The sequence below is a fragment of the Burkholderia aenigmatica genome, from assembly GCF_902499175.1.
GTDB classification, from domain to species: domain Bacteria; phylum Pseudomonadota; class Gammaproteobacteria; order Burkholderiales; family Burkholderiaceae; genus Burkholderia; species Burkholderia aenigmatica.
This window is the reverse complement of sequence record NZ_CABVQC010000063.1, coordinates 36,717-56,876: the sequence shown is the minus strand read 5'-3', so window position 1 is coordinate 56,876 and position 20,160 is coordinate 36,717. Positions and strand designations below refer to the sequence as shown.

Annotated in this window: 18 protein-coding genes; 6 read left to right on the top strand and 12 right to left on the bottom strand. The window is 68.0% G+C overall.

Translation table 11 applies throughout. From position 1 onward, the window contains the following. The 8 genes from BDO18943_RS33005 to BDO18943_RS32970 form a co-directional block, all read right to left on the bottom strand. The coding region (locus BDO18943_RS33005; protein ID WP_175025594.1) for a hypothetical protein at nucleotides 1-325 on the bottom strand (325 nt) is incomplete at its 3' end. Further along, entirely contained in the window at nucleotides 318-590 is a 273-nt protein-coding gene (locus BDO18943_RS33000; RefSeq protein WP_175025593.1) for a hypothetical protein, read from the bottom strand. The genes BDO18943_RS33005 and BDO18943_RS33000, both read right to left, overlap by 8 nt. Further along, nucleotides 587-862, bottom strand: coding sequence for a hypothetical protein (locus tag BDO18943_RS32995; protein ID WP_175025592.1), 276 nt, complete (start codon nucleotides 860-862; stop codon nucleotides 587-589). Before BDO18943_RS32995 ends, BDO18943_RS33000 begins: the two co-directional genes overlap by 4 nt. Continuing rightward, entirely contained in the window at nucleotides 862-3,858 is a 2,997-nt protein-coding gene (locus BDO18943_RS32990) for an FtsK/SpoIIIE domain-containing protein (RefSeq protein ID WP_175025591.1), read from the bottom strand. Before BDO18943_RS32990 ends, BDO18943_RS32995 begins: the two co-directional genes overlap by 1 nt. A gap of 56 nt (nucleotides 3,859-3,914) precedes the next feature. Then, complete coding sequence (locus BDO18943_RS32985) at nucleotides 3,915-4,736, bottom strand: thioredoxin fold domain-containing protein (RefSeq protein ID WP_175025590.1); 822 nt, start codon at nucleotides 4,734-4,736, stop codon at nucleotides 3,915-3,917. Between the two features lie 162 nt (nucleotides 4,737-4,898). Then, complete coding sequence (locus BDO18943_RS32980; protein ID WP_175025589.1) at nucleotides 4,899-6,158, bottom strand: zinc ribbon domain-containing protein; 1,260 nt, start codon at nucleotides 6,156-6,158, stop codon at nucleotides 4,899-4,901. A 28-nt stretch (nucleotides 6,159-6,186) separates the two neighbouring features. Beyond that, nucleotides 6,187-6,870, bottom strand: a complete 684-nt coding sequence (locus BDO18943_RS32975; protein ID WP_226112300.1) for a hypothetical protein — start codon at nucleotides 6,868-6,870, stop codon at nucleotides 6,187-6,189. Between the two features lie 19 nt (nucleotides 6,871-6,889). Further along, on the bottom strand, nucleotides 6,890-8,404 hold the full coding sequence (locus BDO18943_RS32970) for a zinc ribbon domain-containing protein (RefSeq protein WP_175025588.1): 1,515 nt from the start codon (nucleotides 8,402-8,404) through the stop codon (nucleotides 6,890-6,892). Between the two features lie 639 nt (nucleotides 8,405-9,043). On the opposite strand from BDO18943_RS32970, the gene BDO18943_RS32965 reads away from it, so the two are divergent. Continuing rightward, nucleotides 9,044-10,438: a caspase family protein gene (locus tag BDO18943_RS32965; RefSeq protein WP_175025587.1), complete on the top strand. Its 1,395-nt coding sequence runs from the start codon at nucleotides 9,044-9,046 to the stop codon at nucleotides 10,436-10,438. Between the two features lie 21 nt (nucleotides 10,439-10,459). Here the strand turns inward: BDO18943_RS32965 and BDO18943_RS32960 are convergent, their stop codons facing one another. Further along, nucleotides 10,460-10,813, bottom strand: coding sequence for a helix-turn-helix domain-containing protein (locus BDO18943_RS32960; protein WP_175025586.1), 354 nt, complete (start codon nucleotides 10,811-10,813; stop codon nucleotides 10,460-10,462). 298 nt (nucleotides 10,814-11,111) lie between these two features. Between BDO18943_RS32960 and BDO18943_RS32955 the strand changes: the two genes are divergently transcribed. The 3 genes from BDO18943_RS32955 (at nucleotide 11,112) to BDO18943_RS32945 (ending at nucleotide 14,716) form a co-directional block, all read left to right on the top strand. Further along, on the top strand, nucleotides 11,112-11,381 hold the full coding sequence (locus BDO18943_RS32955) for a hypothetical protein (protein WP_059888641.1): 270 nt from the start codon (nucleotides 11,112-11,114) through the stop codon (nucleotides 11,379-11,381). A 62-nt stretch (nucleotides 11,382-11,443) separates the two neighbouring features. Next, on the top strand, nucleotides 11,444-12,733 hold the full coding sequence (locus tag BDO18943_RS32950) for a hypothetical protein (RefSeq protein ID WP_175025584.1): 1,290 nt from the start codon (nucleotides 11,444-11,446) through the stop codon (nucleotides 12,731-12,733). Between the two features lie 765 nt (nucleotides 12,734-13,498). Then, entirely contained in the window at nucleotides 13,499-14,716 is a 1,218-nt protein-coding gene (locus BDO18943_RS32945) for an acyl-CoA dehydrogenase family protein (RefSeq protein WP_175025583.1), read from the top strand. A 39-nt stretch (nucleotides 14,717-14,755) separates the two neighbouring features. Here the strand turns inward: BDO18943_RS32945 and BDO18943_RS32940 are convergent, their stop codons facing one another. Then, the gene (locus BDO18943_RS32940; RefSeq protein ID WP_175025582.1) at nucleotides 14,756-15,943 is read right to left on the bottom strand and encodes an LLM class flavin-dependent oxidoreductase; all 1,188 of its coding nucleotides are present in this window, start codon (nucleotides 15,941-15,943) and stop codon (nucleotides 14,756-14,758) included. 392 nt (nucleotides 15,944-16,335) lie between these two features. Next, on the bottom strand, nucleotides 16,336-17,520 hold the full coding sequence (locus tag BDO18943_RS32935; RefSeq protein WP_175025581.1) for a porin: 1,185 nt from the start codon (nucleotides 17,518-17,520) through the stop codon (nucleotides 16,336-16,338). Nucleotides 17,521-18,006: 486 nt separating this feature from the next. Between BDO18943_RS32935 and BDO18943_RS32930 the strand changes: the two genes are divergently transcribed. Then, complete coding sequence (locus tag BDO18943_RS32930) at nucleotides 18,007-18,351, top strand: DUF3088 domain-containing protein (RefSeq protein ID WP_175025580.1); 345 nt, start codon at nucleotides 18,007-18,009, stop codon at nucleotides 18,349-18,351. 50 nt (nucleotides 18,352-18,401) lie between these two features. Further along, on the top strand, nucleotides 18,402-19,400 hold the full coding sequence (locus BDO18943_RS32925) for an ABC transporter substrate-binding protein (RefSeq protein WP_175025579.1): 999 nt from the start codon (nucleotides 18,402-18,404) through the stop codon (nucleotides 19,398-19,400). 134 nt (nucleotides 19,401-19,534) lie between these two features. On the opposite strand, the gene BDO18943_RS42810 is transcribed toward BDO18943_RS32925, so the two are convergent. Further along, the gene (locus BDO18943_RS42810) at nucleotides 19,535-20,146 is read right to left on the bottom strand and encodes a hypothetical protein (RefSeq protein ID WP_235996253.1); all 612 of its coding nucleotides are present in this window, start codon (nucleotides 20,144-20,146) and stop codon (nucleotides 19,535-19,537) included. Nucleotides 20,147-20,160 lie beyond the last annotated feature (14 nt).

Here is a 20,160-nt window from a genome sequence, read left to right as displayed (position 1 = left end):
TGGCGAGCGCCGCCTGCGCCGCTGCGACGCCGGCCGTGGTGCGGGCCTGCGCGTCCTCGACGCGCACGCGCAACGCGGCTTCGCCGGTCGTCCGTTCCGTATCGCGCGACGCGGCCTGGGCGACCGCGCGCACATCGTCGTCGAAGCCCGCGTTGCCGTCGGCGATCCGGTCGCGCATTCGCGCGTGGGACGTATGCAACGTGCTGGTGCCTTTCACGATCCCGTCGCGCGTGCCGTCGATCGAGCCGCGCCATTTGCGCAGGTCGTACAGCAGGTCCTCGATGACGCGCACGAGCAGCGCGGGCCCGAAGCCAGTGTCACTCATGCGATTCGCCCTCGTGCGTGCGCGGCTCGGCCGCCGCGGGGATACTGGCGAGCCACGTATCCATCGCGCGCAGCCATTCGTCGACCTCGCGGCCCCAGAAATGCGCGGCATGCGCAATCGGTGCGACGCTGTCGTCGGGAATCGTGGACGTCATGTGCGCGACCGTTCGCGACAGATCGTCCGCGCACGCGCGCAGCCGCGCGATATCGCGCCGGATGCTGGCGTCGGCCACGCGCTGCGGCGTGTCGTCCGATGAGGTCGTCATCCGTTTCCTCCCAGGTAGCGCCGCAGGCGCAGCGCGGTGTCGTCGAGCGCATCGGCGAGCCGCTGTTCGCGTTGCCGCAGCGGTCCCGCCGCGGTGTCGCACAGCCGCTGCAGCTGTGGCCGCGACGAGTCGTCCGGGTCGGCCGACGCAAGCGCGCGCGACAGCGCCTGGTCGAGCTCGCGGCGCAGGTGATGCATGACCGATGCCGCGTTGTCGAGCTGACGCCGCGCGCGTTCGATCTGCGTGAGCCATTCGGCGATCGGACCGTCCATCACGCGGGTTCCTCCGTGCGATCGAGTGCCAGCGCCGCGGCGAATGCGCCGAGCGCGCCGGACAGGTTTTCACGCGGCGAAACGGCGGGCGCGTCGCCGCTCATGTAGGTCTTGAAGACGGTCGACGTGCCGGCACCGCGCGCGTGATGCAGGGCCATCACCGGACGATCGCCGGCGCTTTGCAGCGCGTGCGCGTCCGGACGGCCCATCAGCTTGAGCGATTCGTCGGCCGACATCTGCATCAGCACCTGATGGCCGAACAGGTCGAGCTGGCGCCGGATGTCGAACACGCGCTCGAACGCGCGCCGCTGTTCGATCGCCATCACGACGTGCAGCCCCACGCGCGGCCCGTTCTGCATGATCTGCGCGAGCACACGACCCGCATCGGACGGTTCGAAGCCCCATTGCTCGCTGCGATTGCTGACGAGTCCCGCCGTGCGCAACGGATCCGGCACGAACAGCAGGCGGGTCGGTTCGCGGTGCTGGCCCTCGTGATCGAGCGACGCACGGCGCGCGGCTTCATCGGCCCAGCGCTGCAACAGCGCGAGCGTGCCCGCTTCGTCTTCGCCGCTGTCGAATTCGATGCCGGCCGGCGCGCAAACCGTGTCGCGCAATGCGCGCCACACCGGCGCGAGGCCGTTGTCGACGACCCCGATGCCGACATCCGCGCGGCCGCGCGCGGCGAGTGCCGACAGGGCGGTCGCGAGCATCATGCCGACCCGCGCGTTCGCGTTCTGGCCGACGATCAGCACGTTTTCGTCGTCGGCGCGCCGCAGCGCGAACGCCGCATACGAATGGACATCGAGCGCGCGGCCGAGCCAGACCGGCACCGGACGATCGACCGGATGCCATCCCGGCAGGCCGAAGCCGCCCTGGCGTTCGGGCGTCGCCGCCAGGTGCGCGAGTGCGTCGTCGTCGGGCGGTGCGCCGGCCAGCAGCCGCGCGATCGCCGGCGTCTCGAGGAACACCGGCTGCTCGACACCGTCGAGCGTCACGCACACGGCGTCGATGCCTGCCTGCGCGGCCTTCTCGCGCAGCTTGCCGATCAGGTCGTCGCGCGTCGCGCGATCGAGCAGCGCGACTTGCCCCTGTACGTTGTGGCCGGCACGGCCGCTTTCCGCGTTGACGAGCACCTGCCCGGCGGCGGTGAGGCTCTCGATCATCTGCCGGCCTTCGGCGTCGAATTCCGTGATGCCGCCCGTCGAGCCGGCGGTCGCTTTCATCGCGATGCGCAGGTGGATGTTGTTCATGAACTCGCGTGCGCCGATCATCTCGCGCGGCGCGAACTGCTGCGATGCGCAGAACAGGTGAATCCCCGCGCTGCGCCCCTTCGCGGCGAGCTCGATGAGGCGGCGGGAGCCGTCGCCGTCCGGATCCTTCTCGACGACTTCCTGGTACTCGTCGATCACGAGCATCAGGCGCGGCAGCGTCTCGTTCGGGAAGCGCTCGCGGAACGCGCGGTAGCCGTCGACGCCGTGCGCACGGAACAGCGCGTTGCGCCGCTCCATTTCCTCGATGAGATCGACCAGCAGGCTGCGGGACAGGTCCGGCGGCGTATTCAGCGAGATCACGGCCGCGTGCGGCAGCGAACGGTACGGCGCGAATTCCACGCCGTTCTTGCCGTCGACCAGGTAGAAGCGCAGCTCGCGAGGCGAATAGCGGCACGCGAGCGTCGTGATCAGGACATGGAGCAGGGTGGACTTGCCGGCGCCCGAGGTCGCGCTCAGCACGCCGTGGATCGAGAACGACTCGCGGCTCTCGCCGAACATCACGGTCAACGGATCCGACTGGCCGCGGTGGCCGATCTGGGCGCTGACGTGCCACGTGGCGTCTTCGCTCCACCAGCTGTCCGTTGCGCCGATGCCGCTCGCGCTGATGTCGAGCACCGCGCGCTCCGGTTCGAACGCGGCCGCGCGCGACAGCAGGCTTTCCAGCCGCGCGGGCGTCGGCAGCACGTCCGGCGCGCCTTCGCCGATGCGCGCGCCGAGCGTCGCGGGCTGCTGGGGCGCCCACAGCGGATACTGGCCGAGGTCGATGTCGCGCGGCATCGGCGCCGTTTCGTCGAAGTGGATCAGGAAGTACGTTCCGTTCGCCATCCCGTTGCGCGCGAAGCGCAGCAGCTTGGCGGCCGTGACCTCGTCGAAGCCGCGCGGGAAGTCGGCCACGCAGACGATCTGCAGCTTCTCCCGCTGCCGCACCGACGGGGCAAGCTGGTCGAACGACGAGACCTTGTGGTCGAGGTACTGGCTGCTGATGCGCCCGAATTCCGCCTCGATCGCGTCGAGCCTGCGATGCAGGTCGCGGGTCTTCTCCGCTTTCGCGAAACTGTTGGCCCACCGGAACGTGTTGCCGCTGTTGTGCGGATCCAGGAACACGAATTCCGCCATCTTCGGCAGCGTCAGGTGGATCCGCAACGCGAGTGCGCCGAGCAGCTGCAGCATCGCGAGCCGGCTCTCCGGCTTGTCGCTGCGCAGCGTGACGATGCGTTGCCGGCCGATGAACGGCACGAAGGCGGGAATCGTCACGAGGCCGCTCGCGGTGCGCACGCCGATCGTTCCGGCGTACAGGCGGTCCGGCAACGGCCGGCCGGCCGCATAGGCGGCGTGCAGCGCGGCCGGATCGCTGGCGTCCCACGCGGGATCGTCCCAGCCGAGCGTTTCGGCCGGATCGACCGCGGCGGACGCCGCACGCAACGTGTCGAGCAGCGGCCCCGATTCTTGCGCGGCATCGCGGCGCAGGTTCGCACGCTGGACCCGCATCGCGTCGCTCGTCGCGCGCAGCTTCTGCTTGAGCTGTCCGATCCCGGTCTCGATGTCCGTCTGCACGCGCTGCATCACGCCGGCCACGGTCTTCAGGTCGCGCAGGCGCAGGCGCGGTGCGAGCGTGGCCGCCTGCTTCGCGGCGAGATCGAGCTTCTGAACGGTATCGACGTCCTTGAAGCGTGCGACGAGCGCGTCGACTTCCTGGGGTGTCAAGGGAACCGGTTTGTTGGACATGGCGGATTCCGAAGAGGGAGGATGACGGGGCCGGCCTCGCGGGCCGGCCGGGCAAATCACTGGAATACGAGGCCGCGCGCCTTCATGTCCGCGGCCTTGCGCATCGCGGCGTCGACGTTGCCGCGAATCACGGTGCCGTCGGCAAACAGGAACGCGGGTGTCGACGAGCGCGGGAAGAACAGCTGGTTCAGGTCCCACCATGCCGCGCGGTCGAAGCGGCTGCACGGCGCGGTGCTGCCGCGCCCGGTGCGCATCAGCTTGTTCCAGTCCCCGAGCGGATCGTCGGCGCAGGCGAGATGCTCGACGACCGGCATCCGCGTCGGGTCGAGCGTGATCGGCAGGATCGCGAAGCTGTACGGGCTGCGCTCCATCGCGGCCTGGTCGCGCCGGCAATACGGGCAGTCCGGGGCGGCCAGGTAGACGAACACGGGGGCGTCGGCGCCCTGGTGCATCAGCTTGTCGACGGGCATCGAGCGCAACAGTTGCTGGACGAGCGGAGAATCCTGCGCGACGTTCTCCCAGCCCTTCCAGTGCTTCACGTTCGCGACGCGCCAGTGCTGGTAGTACGGGCTCGACGTGTCGTCGCCCAACGGCGACAGCAGCCACGATGCGTCGCTGTCGAAGAACATCACGGGCATGCCGACGAGCGGCGGCGGTGCGTTGCCGGTTTTCGACACGCGGATCGCGTAGATGCCCGGAAAGGCGGAAACGGTGTAGGCCTGGTCGGCCTCGGGGCGCAGCCCGTCGGGGTGGCTGAAGCGGCTCGTCGTCGCTTCATAGCGCGCACGCACGTCGGGCGGGATCTGCGCATGGGCCGACAGAAGCGGAAGCGCCGCCAGCGCGGCGGCGAAGAGGGTGAGCAGAGGGCGACGGAACATGGGGTTCTCCGAAAGTGGACGAAAGGGCGCCGGCATGGGTGGCCATGTGCAGCGCGCCGTTCGTCTCTTCATTCGCGTGAGTGTGCAATTTGTTCGCCCGCGATCGAGGCCTGCGGCAGACCCGCCCGGAAGGCGGTACGCCGGCAGGCCGTCACGCGGCCGTCATGCGGAACGGCGCGCACCGCATTCGCCGCAGAACAGGTCGTCGGCGGCCATGGGCTTGTGGCATTGCGCACACGCTGTGGCATCGTCCGCGGCCGGCGACGCCGTTCCCGGCGACGTCAGCGGAGCGGCGCCCGCCGCGCCGGCGGTGCTGGCGGTGTGTGCGTCGCGTGCTTTCGCGAGGCGATCGGCGGCGCGCTCGCGTGCCTGTTCGGCATGACGTTTCGCGTCTGCGACGTGCTGGCTCAGCTTTTCTTCCGTCGCGGAGAAGTCGACGCCGCTGACCGTCTGCAGGTAGATGAGGCACGTGCCGTTGACAAACGTCAGGAACGGAATCACGAGACCGATCGCGAACAGCAGGCCGTTGCCGAAGCCGTACGCGCCCAGGTAGGCCATGCTGCGGTAGTCGAACCCGCCCATGCCACCCATCCCGCCGAAACCGCCACCCGCGGCATCCGCGCCGAGACCGTAGGCGCCCATGCCGTACGCGCCGGCGTGGCGGCCGAACCCGCCGAGGCCACCCAGGCCGCCCATGCCGCCGAGCATGCCCAGCAAGCCGCCCAACGGGCTGGTGCCGGTCGCCGCGGAGATCGACGATGCGATCGCGGCGCCCGTGCCGAGGATGCCGAACACGACCGCCGACAGCACGCCGACGAGCAGCAGCAGCCCGAACATCCTGACGATCACGCCCAGCAGCTGGCGGCGGCCGATATGCAGCAGGCGCGCGGCGGTCTGCAGCGTCGTGTTGCCCTGCCAGATGGCGGGGGCGGCGAGCGGATAGCCGACGTACCACATGCCGGCGAAGATCGCGCCCGCGACGATTGCCGCGAGCGGATACGCGATCGCATACAGCAGCGGGCCGAGGCCCGGGATCTTGCAGACCAGGAACACGATCAGCAGCGCGAGCAGCAGCAGGATCCAGCCGACGGCGAGCAGCACGCCGATCCCGAGGAGGCGGTGGGCGGTGAACGTCGCCTGCAGCACCGCATCGACGAACCCGACCGATTCGCCCTGCGCATCGCGCATCAGCACGATACCGACCGCGGAATAGCCGATGAGCGCGGTGGCGAAGGTCGCGATGACGAACAGCAGGCCGAGCACCGGGCTGTGACGGAGGACCTGGATCGTGAGCATGCCCATCAGCATGCTGGCGACGATCGCGAAAGCGCACATGGCGAGCGCGCGCCAGTTCGTGACCGCCTCGGCGGCGCGCAGCAGGCCGAACTTACCCGCCTCGGGTGCGTGATCGAGCGTTGACATCGTTGATCTCCTTGCGAGGACGGGCCGGTCAGTGTGCGGCGGGGGCGTCGAGCAGCGCGACGACGGTGACGCCGTCGACCTGCGCGAGCTGGATGTTCGACTGCCGGATCGTGCCGGGCTTGCCGTTCAGGTAGACCTGGCTCTTGAGCGTGTACGTGCCTTGCGGCGCGCCCGACGGCAGTTTCAGCGTGAAGCTGTTGTCGAATTCGCCGCTGCCCGGCGTCGCGTTGACGACCTTTTCGCCGCGCTTGAACTGCTCGCCCGACGGCGCGTAGACGGTCACGACTTCCTTGACCTCCTGGACGGGCTCGTTCGTACCGGACACCGCGCGAATCTGCGATTCCAGCTTGATCGGATCGCCGGCCTTGACGGCGGAGCGCGGCGTCACGACCGTGTTGTAGGCGTCGATCTTCGCGTACGGCGGCAGGTTGTTGCGATTGCTCGCGCGGTAATCGCGATCGACTTCGGCGGCCGTCTTCGTCTGCCGCGTCGCCACTTCGATCACGGCGCACGCGGCGAGCCCGGCGACCGCGCCGCCGATCGCGCCCTTGGTGCCGCCGATCAGCGCGCCGACGATCGCGCCGCCGGCGCCGAGCGCCGTACAGCGCAGCACGGATTCGGACGAGATCCCGCCGGCCCCGTTCTGGGAAGCGCAGCCGCTGGCGAGCAAGGTGACCGCGCAGGCCGCGGCGAGGGTTTTCTGGATTGTCATGTCGGTCTTCTCCGGCGCTTTATTCAAGTGTGCTGTTGTTGCGCAAGGCATCCATCTGCCGCGCCTTCGCCTTGTCGATGAGCGTCTTCGCCGGACGGTTGCCGGGCTCGAGCGCAAGGACGCTTTCCGCTGTCGCGATCGCCTTGTCGTACTGGCCGCGCGACAGGTCGCCCTGCGCGCGTTTCAGCAGGCCGTCGATCGCGGGCGAGGCCGGCGCCGTTGCGGCGGCCGTGCGGGCGGGCGGCGTCGGGCGCGGCTTGACGTGCGGCGCAGCGGCAATGGCTGAGGGTTCGGACGGCGCGGGCGCGTTGTCCTGCAAGTTTGCAAACGGCGACGTTTGCTGCGCATTCACGGATGCCGGCGGCGCATTCGACGCTGGCGGCGTCGCGGGCAAGGCGACCGGCGCCGCATTCGTGACGACGGCCGGCGTCGAGGCGGGCGCGGTCGCGCTGGCGGCGAGCGCGGCTGCGTTGATCGCGGCCGCATTGATCGGTGCGGATGCCGGAACGTCGGTCGAAGCCGTTGCACCGACCGCGCTGGCGGCGAGCGAACCCGATGCCGCGAGACCCGAGGCGGCGTCGGCCGTCACGGCCGGAACCGCGGACGCGGCGGCAGGTTCGGGGGCGGACGGCGTGCTCGCATGGCGGCCATGCCACCAGAATGCGCCGCCTGCGCAGGCGACGACGAGTGCGACACCGGCCGCGATGATCTTGGGCGTGGCCGACGTGTCGCGGTTCGTCGGGGCGGCCGGCGGGACCGGTTGCGGTGCCGCGCCGGATGCCGGTCGCTCGGGTTGCGCGGACGCGGGCAGCACGATCGTTTCCTCGACCACGGAGACGGGAGGATCGGATTCGCCGGCGTGTGCGACGGCGGTATCGGGCACGTCCGCAGCCGACGCCGGCGGGGCGTCCACATCCGGTACGTCGCGGGATACGTCGTGACGCTCGACAGCCGCTTCGGCGATCGCTGCTGCGGTCACACTCGCGGGCTGCGGATCCGCGACGGCCGGCGTCGCATGCGACGTGCCGGTTGCAGCGTCGCGATCGTCGGCCTCGGCCGCACGCGCGGCGGGCATCGCAGGTTCGGGCGATGACACCGGCGCGCTCACCTGGTTCGATGCCGTTTCGGCAATGTCCGTGACGGGGGGCGCGTCATCCACGGCAACATCCGCCTCCGCGGGTTCGACGACGGGCGCCACGTGCGTGCTGGACACCTCGGCGGCGCCGTGCGGAATCCCGCGCGCCGTTTCGGCAGCGACCTGTCCGGACGGCTGAACCGGCTCAGGTGCCCGTACCGGCTCGACAGGCGGTGCGGGCAACTCGACATCGATCACGTCGACGTCGTTCGCCGTTGCGACCGGCGTCCCGCACTTGTTGCAGAAACGCTGGTTCGGCGTCAGTTCGGTGTGGCAGCGCCGGCAGGGGGGGGCGGCGGCCTCGATCCGGGGCTGAGCGGCTGCGACGGGGGTGCCGCATTTGATGCAGAACTTCAGGCCGTCCGGCAGTTCGCTCTCGCAGTGCGTACATTGCGTCATAAATAAGTAATCCTCTTCTTTTCGTCGATCGGCATGACGACGCCGCGCGGGTATGCGCAACCTGGTCCGAACCACGGCGTCGCGCTGCACCGGCCGCTCGTCACGCAAATGAACGGCGCGGCGCGCTTAGCGCGGAATATCAGTCGTGATTGGGTCGGTAAGGAGAAGAGGAGGTCTCGTCGACACGAATGGACGCGTACGACGTAACGAATCTGAATGCCCCGGATTTGAATGGCGAATTCACGCTTTCCCCGCTTTAGTCGTCAGCTTTAAACTGACAAACTGCTTTCATTATTTCGATTGCTATTACTAATGGTCTTCTGCAGCGGATACTACACTGAAATTATGAAGTTTCGCCATCCGCAAATTTTGTCATCGAACATCTCATTGCACGCGAATACGGGCCGGATTTGGCGTCCGGTTCGCATGCGGCCGCACTGAAATCCTTCATTCGACCAGGCGGCGCCCCGCTCGGTGTGCCGCAGCTGGATTGCTCTGGCCGGTCATGCCGGTTTCAACCAAACCGATCGACATTGCATTGTGCAATTGCCGTATTCTTCGGCCGGAATGACGTTGGTCAACCGGTGCCGTTCCGATATTCGGAATGACGCTCCAAAACAACAACGGGGAAACGGGCGGATGTTTTTCTTGCGATCGGGCCGCGCATGCGCGTGCGTTGCCGTTCTGGTGGTTGCATCGTTGCAGTCCCGGGCCGGATGGGCCGGCACAACGATCGACGGGGGCCGCGCGACCGGGGCGAAAGTCGCGCTCGTGATCGGCAATGCCGCTTATGACGGCGCCGACCGGCTGGGTTCGCCGGCCAACGACGCGGCGCTGATCGGCCGGACCTTCACGCAGCTTGGATTCGAAACGCGGATCGGCACCGACCTGACCCGCGACGAGTTCAACGCGTCGGTCGACTGGCTTGCCACGCGCGCGCGTGGCGCACAGGTCGCGATTTTTTACTACGCGGGTCACGGCTTTGAATCCGGCGGCGACAATTTTCTCGTACCGGTCAAGACCGGCATCCCGATCGCGGCAATGACGCGTGCCACGCTGCTGCAACGGGGCATTCGATTCAACGCGGTGCGCGCGCAGGTGAAGGCGTCGCGGCCCGACGCGTTTGTCGCGCTGATCGACGCGTGTCGCGTGCCGTCCCGCGGCCGTGCCGGCCAGTCGCTCAAGCGCGATCCGGCGGCGCGCGGCGAGCTGATCGCGTATTCGACCGCCGACCAGGCTGCCGCCTACGATTCGATGCGGACGTTCGGTCAGCCGGTCGACAACGGGCCGTTCGCGTACTACCTGGCGACCTATCTTGCCGCTCCCGGCGCGACGCTCAAGCAGGCGCTCGAGCATACGCAGCAACAGGTCAGCGACGTGACCCAGGGGCAGCAACGTCCGTGGATCGCAAGCGGCCTGATCGGCGACCTGACGATCGCGCAGCCGGGAACCGCCGCCGCGCGGCCCGCCGTTGCGCCGCCGGCGCAGCGTGGCGCGGTGCGCGGGGCCGGCGGGGAGCCGGTGTGGCCGGCCGCTGCCGCACCCGGATCCGCGGCTGCGCGCATCGAAGCGGATGCCCAGCGGCAGCAGGACTCGTGGACCGACGCGGAGCACCGGATCGAAGCCGCCGCGCAGCACGCGGACGGTGCGTCGATCCGCGCGTTGCGGGCACGCTCGAATGACGCGGCCGCGTTGACCACGCTCGGCAGGATTGCCGAGGGCGGATTCGGCACGCGCCGCGATCCGCGCGCGGCACTCGCGTATTACCGGCGTGCGGCGCAGATGAATTACCCGATCGCGCAGACGCTTCTCGGCGAAACCTATTTCGAGGGCAAGCTGGTCGCGCGCGACTACGGCGAAGCCGAGAAATGGTTGGCGCGTGCGGCGGCGCAGGACGTCGTGCGCGCCAAGCTCGATCTCGCGCAGTTGCGGGCGGAACGCGGGCAGGGCAACGACGTGCAGAACTGGTCGGATGCGCTGAACCTGATGCTGCGGGATGCCGGCCATCGCGCCGGGCGCTCCCCGGCGCAATAGCCCTGCCGGCGCGGCACGTGGTCAGTCGCGATGGCGGCGCAGGCGTTGTGCAAACGTTTCCACCCATTCGACCAGCATCTGCCGGTCGCGCGGCGCCAATTCGCGCAGGTTGCGCATGATCGCCAACGTCTGATCGTCGATTCTCGGTGACGCCCCCGTCAGCAATTCCTCGGTCGCGCAGCCGAACAGCGCCGCGAATTCGGCGAGGCGCACGATGGTCGGAATCGACGTGCCACGCTCGATCCGCGCGATCGCCTCCCGCCCGAGCGACAACTGCTCGGCCACCTGTTCCTGGGTCAGGCCGGCTTCCACCCGTTTGCGGGCAATCGCGCGCCCGACGCACTCCGCCAGGGCCTGTGCTTCTTCTTGGTCCATGTGCTCACCTCATGACACGACCTGAATAGTCGCATTGCTACTTGTTGACAGACAGGTCTCAATAAGTTTCAATGCAACCCAAAAGGTAGTGTCATGGCATTCAACGCGACGTCGTCGGTTGGGCGTGACACGAAAAAAAAGTGCTCATCGACCGAACAAATGCCGTGGCGATCCGAATAGACAGGCAAGACGCCCGAACGGAGCGTCGATGCCGCATGCATTCGACGAGTGCGTGCGAATCGGACGAGTCACTGACAGGCTGCGACCATCCATGGAATCCAGGGCACTGCAATTCATCATGAAGTCCGTTCCGCGCGAATTTCATTCGGATACCAACATATTCATCGGCGGATGCTTCATCTGTCTTGCCTGGCCGCGCATCGAGATCAGCGACGGCCAGACCAAGGTCGTGCTGGATTGCCCGACGAACCAGGGCATGTTTTCCCGCGACGACACGGCCCTGATTCCGTTTCTGCGGCGCTTCCCGGAGCTCTGCGCGCGGATGGTCGACGCGCATCCGCTGCTGCGCGCGCGTTTTCGCGCGTTCGATGCCGGCTCGCCGGCCTGAGCGGCGCGCCGGCATCGACCTGTTCATCGAGTCTGTCCAATTGTCACCTTCCCATTAAAACCATGAAATCTTCCAAACTCCTCGTTTTCGGCATCAGCGCCAGCGTATCGATCCTGCTCGCCGCATGCGGCGGCGGCGGCGGCGACTCGGGCAGCCCGACGGCCACGACCAGCCCCGGCGGGACGAACGGGTCGGGCGCCACCAGCGCGGCCGTGACGCCGCTCGCGTCCGGTTCGAGCTATGTCGGCACGGTCGGATTCGGCGACACGATCCGCATCGACGTCGATCGGCCGGCTGCCGGCCAGTTGACGCTGACGTTCGTCAACTCGCAATTCGGCCTGGCCGGCCAGGTAATCGGCACCTACCGGACCGCGGGCAACGGACAGTTCGTGGTGTCGAACCTGGCTGCGGGCCCGGGCGTGACGCTGTCTCCCGATCAGATCGCCGCGTTGTCGCTGTCGCTTGCGCTGACGAAGGACGACAACGGCGCGGGCCTGTTGAGTGGCTCGTTGTCCAACGTGCCGAACCTGCTCGGCGGCGGCGGCTTGCTGCAGGGGCAACTCGCACTGACGAACAACGGCGTGACCGATGTCGCGTCGCTGGCCGGCGCGTACAGCTTCGTGTCGCTGGCCGGGGATCGCCGCCAGGACGGCGTGCCGGTCGGCACGCAGGAGCCGGAGGCCGGGCAGGTTCGGATCAACGCGGACGGCAGCGCCCGCTTCTGCTTCGGCAAGCCGTATGCCGATACCTGCACGAACCTGGACACGGATACCGGGGCGGCACTCGTCGATACCGCGACGTTCGTGCCGGATCCGGACCAGGCGACGTATCCCGGCGCGTTCGACATGATGGTGGGCGGGAAAATCAACGGACGTGCATTCGTCACGCGGCAGGGCGGCAACGTGACGTTGCTGGTCGACCGCTTCGGCACGTCGCCCGAGGGCACCCCGCGTACCGGCTCGATGGTGCTCACGACGACGCGCACGCTCGCGAGTGGCGCCTATGACGGCCAGTGGGTGTGTGTCGAGCCCGACACCACCGTCGGCAACCGTCTGACGGGCAAGGCCGACGTGGTCCAGTCGACGATCAGCGGCACGCAGATGGTGAGCCCGGACGGCCAGACGAAGACCCCGCTCTACTTCAACGCGGCGTTCGACCTCGATACCGCCGCGCGTACCCAGAGCGACCCGATCGTCGCCCAGGGGATCGACGGGCTGATCGCCGCCCAGATCCAGCTCGCGAAGGAAAAGGAAACGACGGTGCTGCTGCCGGTCAACCATTCGACGATGTACTGGCTGGATGAGCCGAACGGCTCCGGCTTCTTCGTGATGGGGCTGTGCAGCAAGCAGTAACGCGGCAGGATACGCGGCCGCGGGTGCCATGATTGCCGGGAGGCCCGGGCGGGCACGTCTGCTCGACGTGCTCGCCTAGGGCCTGTTCACGCTAATAACGGGCTTGCGAAGGTGCCTTTCCGCTCGCAGTGCAAGAAGTGAGGAGCGCCGTTTGGCCGTGCCAAACGCCCCGAAGGAAGTCCCCTTGGGGGACAAGCGACGAACGACGCCGCAATGCGGGCGGAAACGCACGTTCCCCTGTTCGGGACATTCATTCGTGGGGCTGGACGGCGGCTGGTACGCGATGCACGTCATGCTGACCACGTCGAGCCCGACCCATCCGATCTCGATCTCGATCGCGGCCAATGCCATCCGGCCGCCCGCCGTCAAGGCCGATGTGGCCCGCACTCGGCCGTGTGCGAAGGCGCCGGCCGCGCGAGCGTGGAGGTCGTGCCACCGATACGCATCCGCGACGAGCACGGGCTGATCGACATCCGGTATCCGGACGACGCGATGCACGTACCCGCCCCGTCGACGGCGTCGCGACGGCCGCGATCGGCCCGGTTCGTATTCGACACGCGCGACCGCGCAGCGCCAGCGCCGGCGCATCCGACCATGACGCGACGGTGCACGACCATTCCCGGCACACGCATAACAAAAGCTGAAATCGGTTTTTCGCGCGCGCCGGGCGCGTCCCTATACTTTGCGATGCTGCGCATGCGGCGGTTCGCGAATGCCGCGATCGCGCGACGCAGCGCCCGATCTTCTCGAACAAGGACCTGCCGAATGACTGCCCGTGATGCCGTCGATCCGCGCGCCGCGTTGCGCGCCGCGCTCGCCGCGCTGCCCGATCTCGCGAATGCGATCGGACAGGATGCCGCGCCACGCGAGGCGCGGCGCGAGCTGCCGTTCGAGGGTTTCGCGATCTTCCGCCGCTCGGCGCTGGGCGTGCTGCGGATTCCGGTCGCACGCGGCGGCCTCGGCGGCACGCTCGTCGATCTGTTCGACACGATTGCGACGCTGGCCGCCGCCGATTCGAATCTCGCGCACGCGCTGCGGATCCACTACGACCAGACCGAGACGCTGCGGCTGTCGCCGCGCACGCCGTTCAACGACGTGCAGCTCGAACGTGCGCGGGCCGGCGCGATCTTCGGCGGCGCGTCGACCGAACGCGGCACGTCGCGGCCCGGCGAGAACACCGCCGTGCTGCGCCGGGACGGCGATCACTATCGCGTGACGGGCCGCAAATACTACTCGACCGGCACCGCGTTTGCCGACTTCGCACGCGTCAATGTGGAAAACGAACAGGGCGACGCAGTCGCCGTGATCATTCCGGTCGCGCGCGACGGCGTGCAGGTGCTCGACGACTGGGACGGCATGGGCCAGCGCATGACCGCGAGCGGCAGCCTGCTGCTCGACGACGTGCAGGTGTTCGCGGATGAAGTGGCCGCGCGCGACGGCTCGACGCTCGTCGGACGCCATTGCGGCGCGCTGCGGCAACTGCATCTCGTCGCGACCGGCGCGGGCATCGTGCGCAACGTGGTCGCCGATGCGCGCCGCTACGTGCTCGCGCACGGCCGCCCGGCGCTGCACAGCCCGGCGCCGACCGCGCGCGACGATCAATTCATCCAGCAGGTCGTCGGCGAGCTGTCCGCGCACAGCCACGCGATCGACGGGCTCGTCCGCGAAAACGCGCGAGCGCTCGACCGCTCCGCCGACGCGATCGAAGCCGGCGATGCCGATGCGCACGCGCTGGTGCTCGACAGTGCGCTCGCCACGGCGCGCACGCAGCTCATCGTCAGCAAGCTTGCGCTGCATGCGGCGGAGCGGCTGTTCGAAGTCGGCGGCGCATCGGCGACGGCGCGCGAACACAACCTCGACCGGCACTGGCGCAACCTGCGCACGATCTTCAGTCACAACCCGCTGCTGCACAAGGCGCGCGTGATCGGCGACTACGAGCTGAACGGCGTGACGACGCACCTGACGGAAGGCCGGGTGTTCTGACCTAGCCGTGCCGGCGCGCGCCGCCCCGCCTTCCTGACGTCAGCGCCGCAGGCCGGCGTCGCGCAGCAGCGGCAGCACGCGCTCGCCGAAGAAGTCGAGATCGGGCTTGAAGTCGTAGAAGCTCAACTGGATGCCGTCGATGCCTGCACGGTGCAGTCGCACGATGGTATCGGCGACTTCGTCCGGCGAGCCCGTGATCGAGATATTGCCGCCGATCGCGCGCGCCGCGGCCTGCGAGCGCTGCTCGAATCCGCCGCGCCAGGCATGGGCATCGCTGTCGAAGCGGTGGAAGCTGCCTTCGTCCGCATGCGCGACGATCGCGTCGCGGTACGCGCGCGCTTCGGCCGCCGTTTCGCGGCAGATCACGAGCGGGTTGAGCAGCGTCCGGATCGTGCGGCCGCGCGCCGCGGCGGCGGCCTTCACGCGTGCGGTATGCGCGGGCAGCGCATCGAGCGCGCGTTCGGCGTCGGGGCCGGCCGGGCTCGTGACGAACACGATGTCCGAATAGCGTGCCGCGAAGTCGATGCCCGCGTCGGAGCCCGTCGCGTTGATCAGCAGCGGGCGGCCATGGCACGGCTTCGGCGTCACGAATGCACCGCCCAGCCGCCAGCTCGACAGCGCGGGCGTGTAGCTGAAATTGTCCGGTTGCGCCCACAACTGCTGGACCGCATCGAGAAACTCGGCGGCCATGTCGTAACGCCGGTCGTGCTCGATCCGGTTCCAGCCGAACATCTCGTGCTCGACCGCGCGGTGGCCGGTCACGACGTTGATGCCCCAGCGCCCGCGCGAGATGTGATCGAGCGTCGAGGTGAATTTCGCGAAATGCAGCGGATGCCACGGCCCGTAGAGCACGTGGCTCGTCGCGACGAGGATGATCCGTTCGGTACGCGCGGTCAGCGCGGCCAGCGTCATGAACGAGTCGAGCGCGTGGCCGTCGAACACGCCGCCGTAGCCGCCTTTCGGCAGCCACTGCGACAGCGCGAACACGAGATCGAAGCCGAGCGCCTCCGCGCGCGCGACCAGGTCGGCGTTGTAGTCGAACGTCCAGTCGGTCGTGCGCGGCAGCGTCGACGCGCTCCAGCCGCCGGCCTGGATCGGCAGGAACAGCCCGAGCATCAACGGCTGAGCGAGGACGCGCGACACCGGGCTGTCGGGGAAATCCGCCGGCGAGCGAACGTCGACGAACGGCGTCGGCGCGACCAGCGTGGCGAGGGAGGTGACGCTCATGAGGGCTTCCTTGCGGGTTGGCTACGCACCGGACGACAACGATGGGCGCTGCGACGGATCGCGTCGCGTTCGTGCGGCCCCGGTACGCCGTAGGGTGGCGCGGGCGCGCACGTCCACCGCGGCACGTCGAGTAGATAGAGCAGGGCGGGCGGCTGGCTCGCGAGCGCACCGCCGGCAGTCAGCATCGCTGCCGCCCATTCGCTGCCGAGCCGGCGTAGTACCGCCCGCCGGTTGCTGAGCGGTGCGCGGAGAGGAAAACAAGCGTCGATCATGGTCAAACGCGTACCGCACGCGGGGAAACGCCCATTCTCGACAACCGGGCACGGCGCGGCAAACAACGATTCCCGCTTTGCTTATCGCACCATGCTGCGCCGTGCCCGATGCGCATACCGTCAGAACTTCACGCGCAGCCCGCTGACGAGCGCGACCTGGCGGTTGGTCGACGACGCGCTGCCGATGTTCGAGATCGCAGCGATCGTGCGATAACCGCCCGCCGTTGCCGTGCTCGGATCGCCGGCCGCGAGCTGGTAGATGCCGGACAGGTAGAGGTCGGTGCGCTTCGACAACGCATAGTCGAATCCGAGCGTGAACTGGTGCCAGCGCGGCTTCAGCGTCTGGCCGCCGGTGCCCGGCAGGCCGCTCGCGCGCCCGTCGGTGAACGTATAGACGCCGATCAGCGTGGCCGCCGGCGTGATCTGGTAACGCGCGTTCACGTCGTAGTTGTTGAACTTGCGCGACGAGCCGTCGAGATAGTCGAGCTGCGTGTGGCTCCACGCGAAGCCGAGCGTCGCCCGGCCGAGCGCGTAGTTCGCGCCCACCACGCCGATCTGCTGCTTGCGCACGCCGCCGTTCAGTCCGTAGAAGAACGCGCCGCTGTAGTCGTTGCCGGTGGTCGAGGTCGCGCCGCCCACGGCGCCGCTGGTATTCGACGTCGAATTCGGATGATTGAAGCGCACATAGCCGGCGCCCACCGATAACGGGCCGTTCACGTAGTTCGCCGACGCGCCCCACGCGTTGTTGTTCGAGAACCCGGTGCCCGCGCCGCCGTTGGCCTGGTTGCTGAACGCATAGAGCAGGTCGGCCGTGAAGCCGGCGATCGTGTCGCTGCGGAACTTCACCGCGTTGTTGAGCCGGAAGCTCTGGTTCATGTTGTCGTTGTCGCCCACATGCGTGGCCGGCGACCAGAAGCCGGACCCCGAGTACTGCGCGACCAGGTCGGTGATCGGCTCGTACTGGCGGCCGAAGGTGAGCGTGCCGATGCCCGACTTGGCCAGACCCACGTACGCGGAGCGCCCGAACAGGCGGCCACCCTGGCCGAGCCCGCCGTCGCTTGGCCGGAAGCCGCTTTCGAGCGTGAAGACCGCCTTCAGGCCGCCGCCGAGATCTTCCACGCCTTTCAGGCCCCAGCGGCTGCCGCTCAGCTTGCCGCTCGTCTGCTGGATGTTGCTCGCGCCGCCCTGATTGTTCGTATAAGCGAAACCGGCATCGACGACGCCGTACAACGTGACCGAACTCTGCGCCTGCGCGCTGACCGAAGCGATCGAAACCAAACCCAGGACTACCGATTTTTTGATCATGACTATCCTCTGTTTTTATGGGTACGTCTGCGAGGATCACGATGCTATGGACGACGGTCGCGCCGGCGAACGGCCGATCCGTGGTTTGTAAATCGCGGCGCGGCCGATTTGCAATGTGCGTTGCCGCTAGCCCGGCATGGGCGTCGCGATTGCGTCCGGTACCCCTGCTGCGGCGGCCGCGTCGCGCGAACGGCGAACGTCGAGCGCCGGAAACGCACGGGCGTCGTCATATCGATCGATGAAATGGTTCGATATCCGCAATACATCTGGACCGGCACACGATGTTTTTATGCAACGCACGCTGTGCGGCGGGTGGCCGATGCGCTACGTGCATCCGCATATCGATTCCGCAAAACGTTGGTAGGGCCGTGAGACGGGTAACGGTAGAGTCGGGCATCCGGCCTCGTGCCGGCATGCTCCGGGAACCGAAGGGTGCGCAAGCGCGCGTTCGTCCCGGCTGAACAACGAACACGGGAGCCGTTTCACATGAGTCGCGATGTGCTGTTTTTGCTGGAGCCGGGCTTTGCCGATCCGAAGCATCCGGGCCGGCGCTTCGTCTGTCCGCATGGGCTGTCGATCGAGGGGCTGCTCGCGAGCACGCCGGATCGCGCAGGCCGCATCGACGTGAAACGCGTCGGCTTCGAGCGGCCGCGGCACGCGGTGATCGACGCGCTCGACGATGCGCACCAGGGGCTGCCGGTCCTCGTGCTCGGCCGCGATCAGCCGGCACCGGACGACGCACAGACGCTCGGCGACGTGCGCTTCGTCACCGACGCGCGCCGCATCCTCGAGCTGCTGGCCGAGCGCCACGGATTTCCAGCGCTGCATTGACGCGGCGGTTTTCACGTCCCATCCGATCGACCGACACACAGGAGTATCCGATGTCGTCCATTTCGGCGGCACGCCGCCGTTTGCTGCTGGCCGGCACCGCGGTCGTGGCGGCCCCGTTCGCCGCGAAGGGCGCATTCGCGGCGGCCGCCGTCACTCCCGATCTCGCCGGTACCACGTTGCGCGTCGCGACCTACAAGGGCGGCTGGCGCGCGCTGCTGCAGGCGGCCGGGCTGGCCGACACGCCTTATCGGATCGACTGGCGCGAGCTGAACAACGGCGTACTGCACATCGAGGCGCTCAATGCGGATGCGCTCGACATCGGTTCGGGTAGCGAAATTCCGGCCGTGTTCGCTGCGCGCCAGAAGGCCAACGTCCGGCTCATCACCCGCGTGCGCGAAGACCTCAACAACCAGGTCACGCTCGCGCGCAAGGATACGTCGATCCACAGCATTGCGGATCTGAAGGGCAAGCGCGTCGGGTACGTGCGTGCAACGACATCGCACTACTTCCTGTATCGCCAGCTCACGGAGGCTGGCCTGGGCTTCGACGACATCCAGCCGATCAACCTGTCGCCGACCGACGGGTTATCCGCCTACGACCGCGGCGATATCGACGCATGGGCGATCTACGGCTACAACGGCCAGCTCGCGCGCAATCGCTACGGTGCGCGGGTACTGAAGACGGGGAACGGCTATCTGTCGGGCAATTTTCCGGTCTATGCGAACCCGCGCACGCTCGACGATGCGCGCCGTCGTGCGGCGACGGGCGATCTGCTGCTGCGGTTTCGGCGCGCGTATGCGTGGGCGAACGGGCATGTCCGCGACCATGCGCTCGCGCAGAACCGCGAGACGCGCGTGCCGGTTGCCGATCTCGTCGCGATGTTCGACCAGCGCAGCGAAGACTATGCGCTGCTGCCGGTCACGCCCGACGTGGTGGCGCAGCATCAGCAGGTCGCGGATGTGTTTGCGCGGATCGGTGTGCTGGATGGGCCGGCCAATGTCGCGCCGCTCTGGGATACGTCGTTCAACGCGCTGCTGGCGGCGACGTGATCGGAAGCCACGAGAAGACGCTCAGGTAAGCGGGAAATTCGGGCGAACACGCGCTGTCGAAAGCGCGGCTATCCGTCCGCGAACCAGGCTTCACGCGCGGCGTGAGCCTCGCCGTAAATGCCTGCGTGACCGGATCAGGCGAACGTCGTCGCCACCATGATGCCGAACACGACGCCGATCACAATCCCGCAGAGTCGGCCGTAAATCGACGCGCGCACATTGTCGTCGAGCTCGAACGGCGAGCGTTTGTGCTTCCATACCGTGCTGAATGCGACCGGCCGGGTCAGCAGGGCGATGCACGCGAGCAGGACCGGCGTGGCGATGAGCATCGCGATGCGCTGTCCGTTCCAGTCGACGCCGTGCATCGCCAGCGAAACGATCGCGGCAAGCGGAACCTCGACGCACAGGCCCAGCAACGAACCATTGACGAAGGAATCTCCGGGGGACTGAAACATGATCGGTCCTAGCGTTCGAATGAAATCGGCGCCCGGCTCGAGCTCCCGAAAATAAAAACCACGGCCGTTGCCCGAGGTCGGTCGACCGTGTTCGGCATCAGCCAGGATGACGGCCGGATAGTACGGCAAATCATTGGCCCGTTGACGGTCATTCAAGCTATTTAACAAATGTCGCGGGCAGCGACGCATTTTTATGCTGCATCGGGATGTCGCGCCGTGATAATAATCGGGCACCTTGTCGTCGGTGGCGTGCGTGAATGCCGCGCTCCGGCATGGCCGCAGTCGCAGCATTGCCGTTCCGGCAC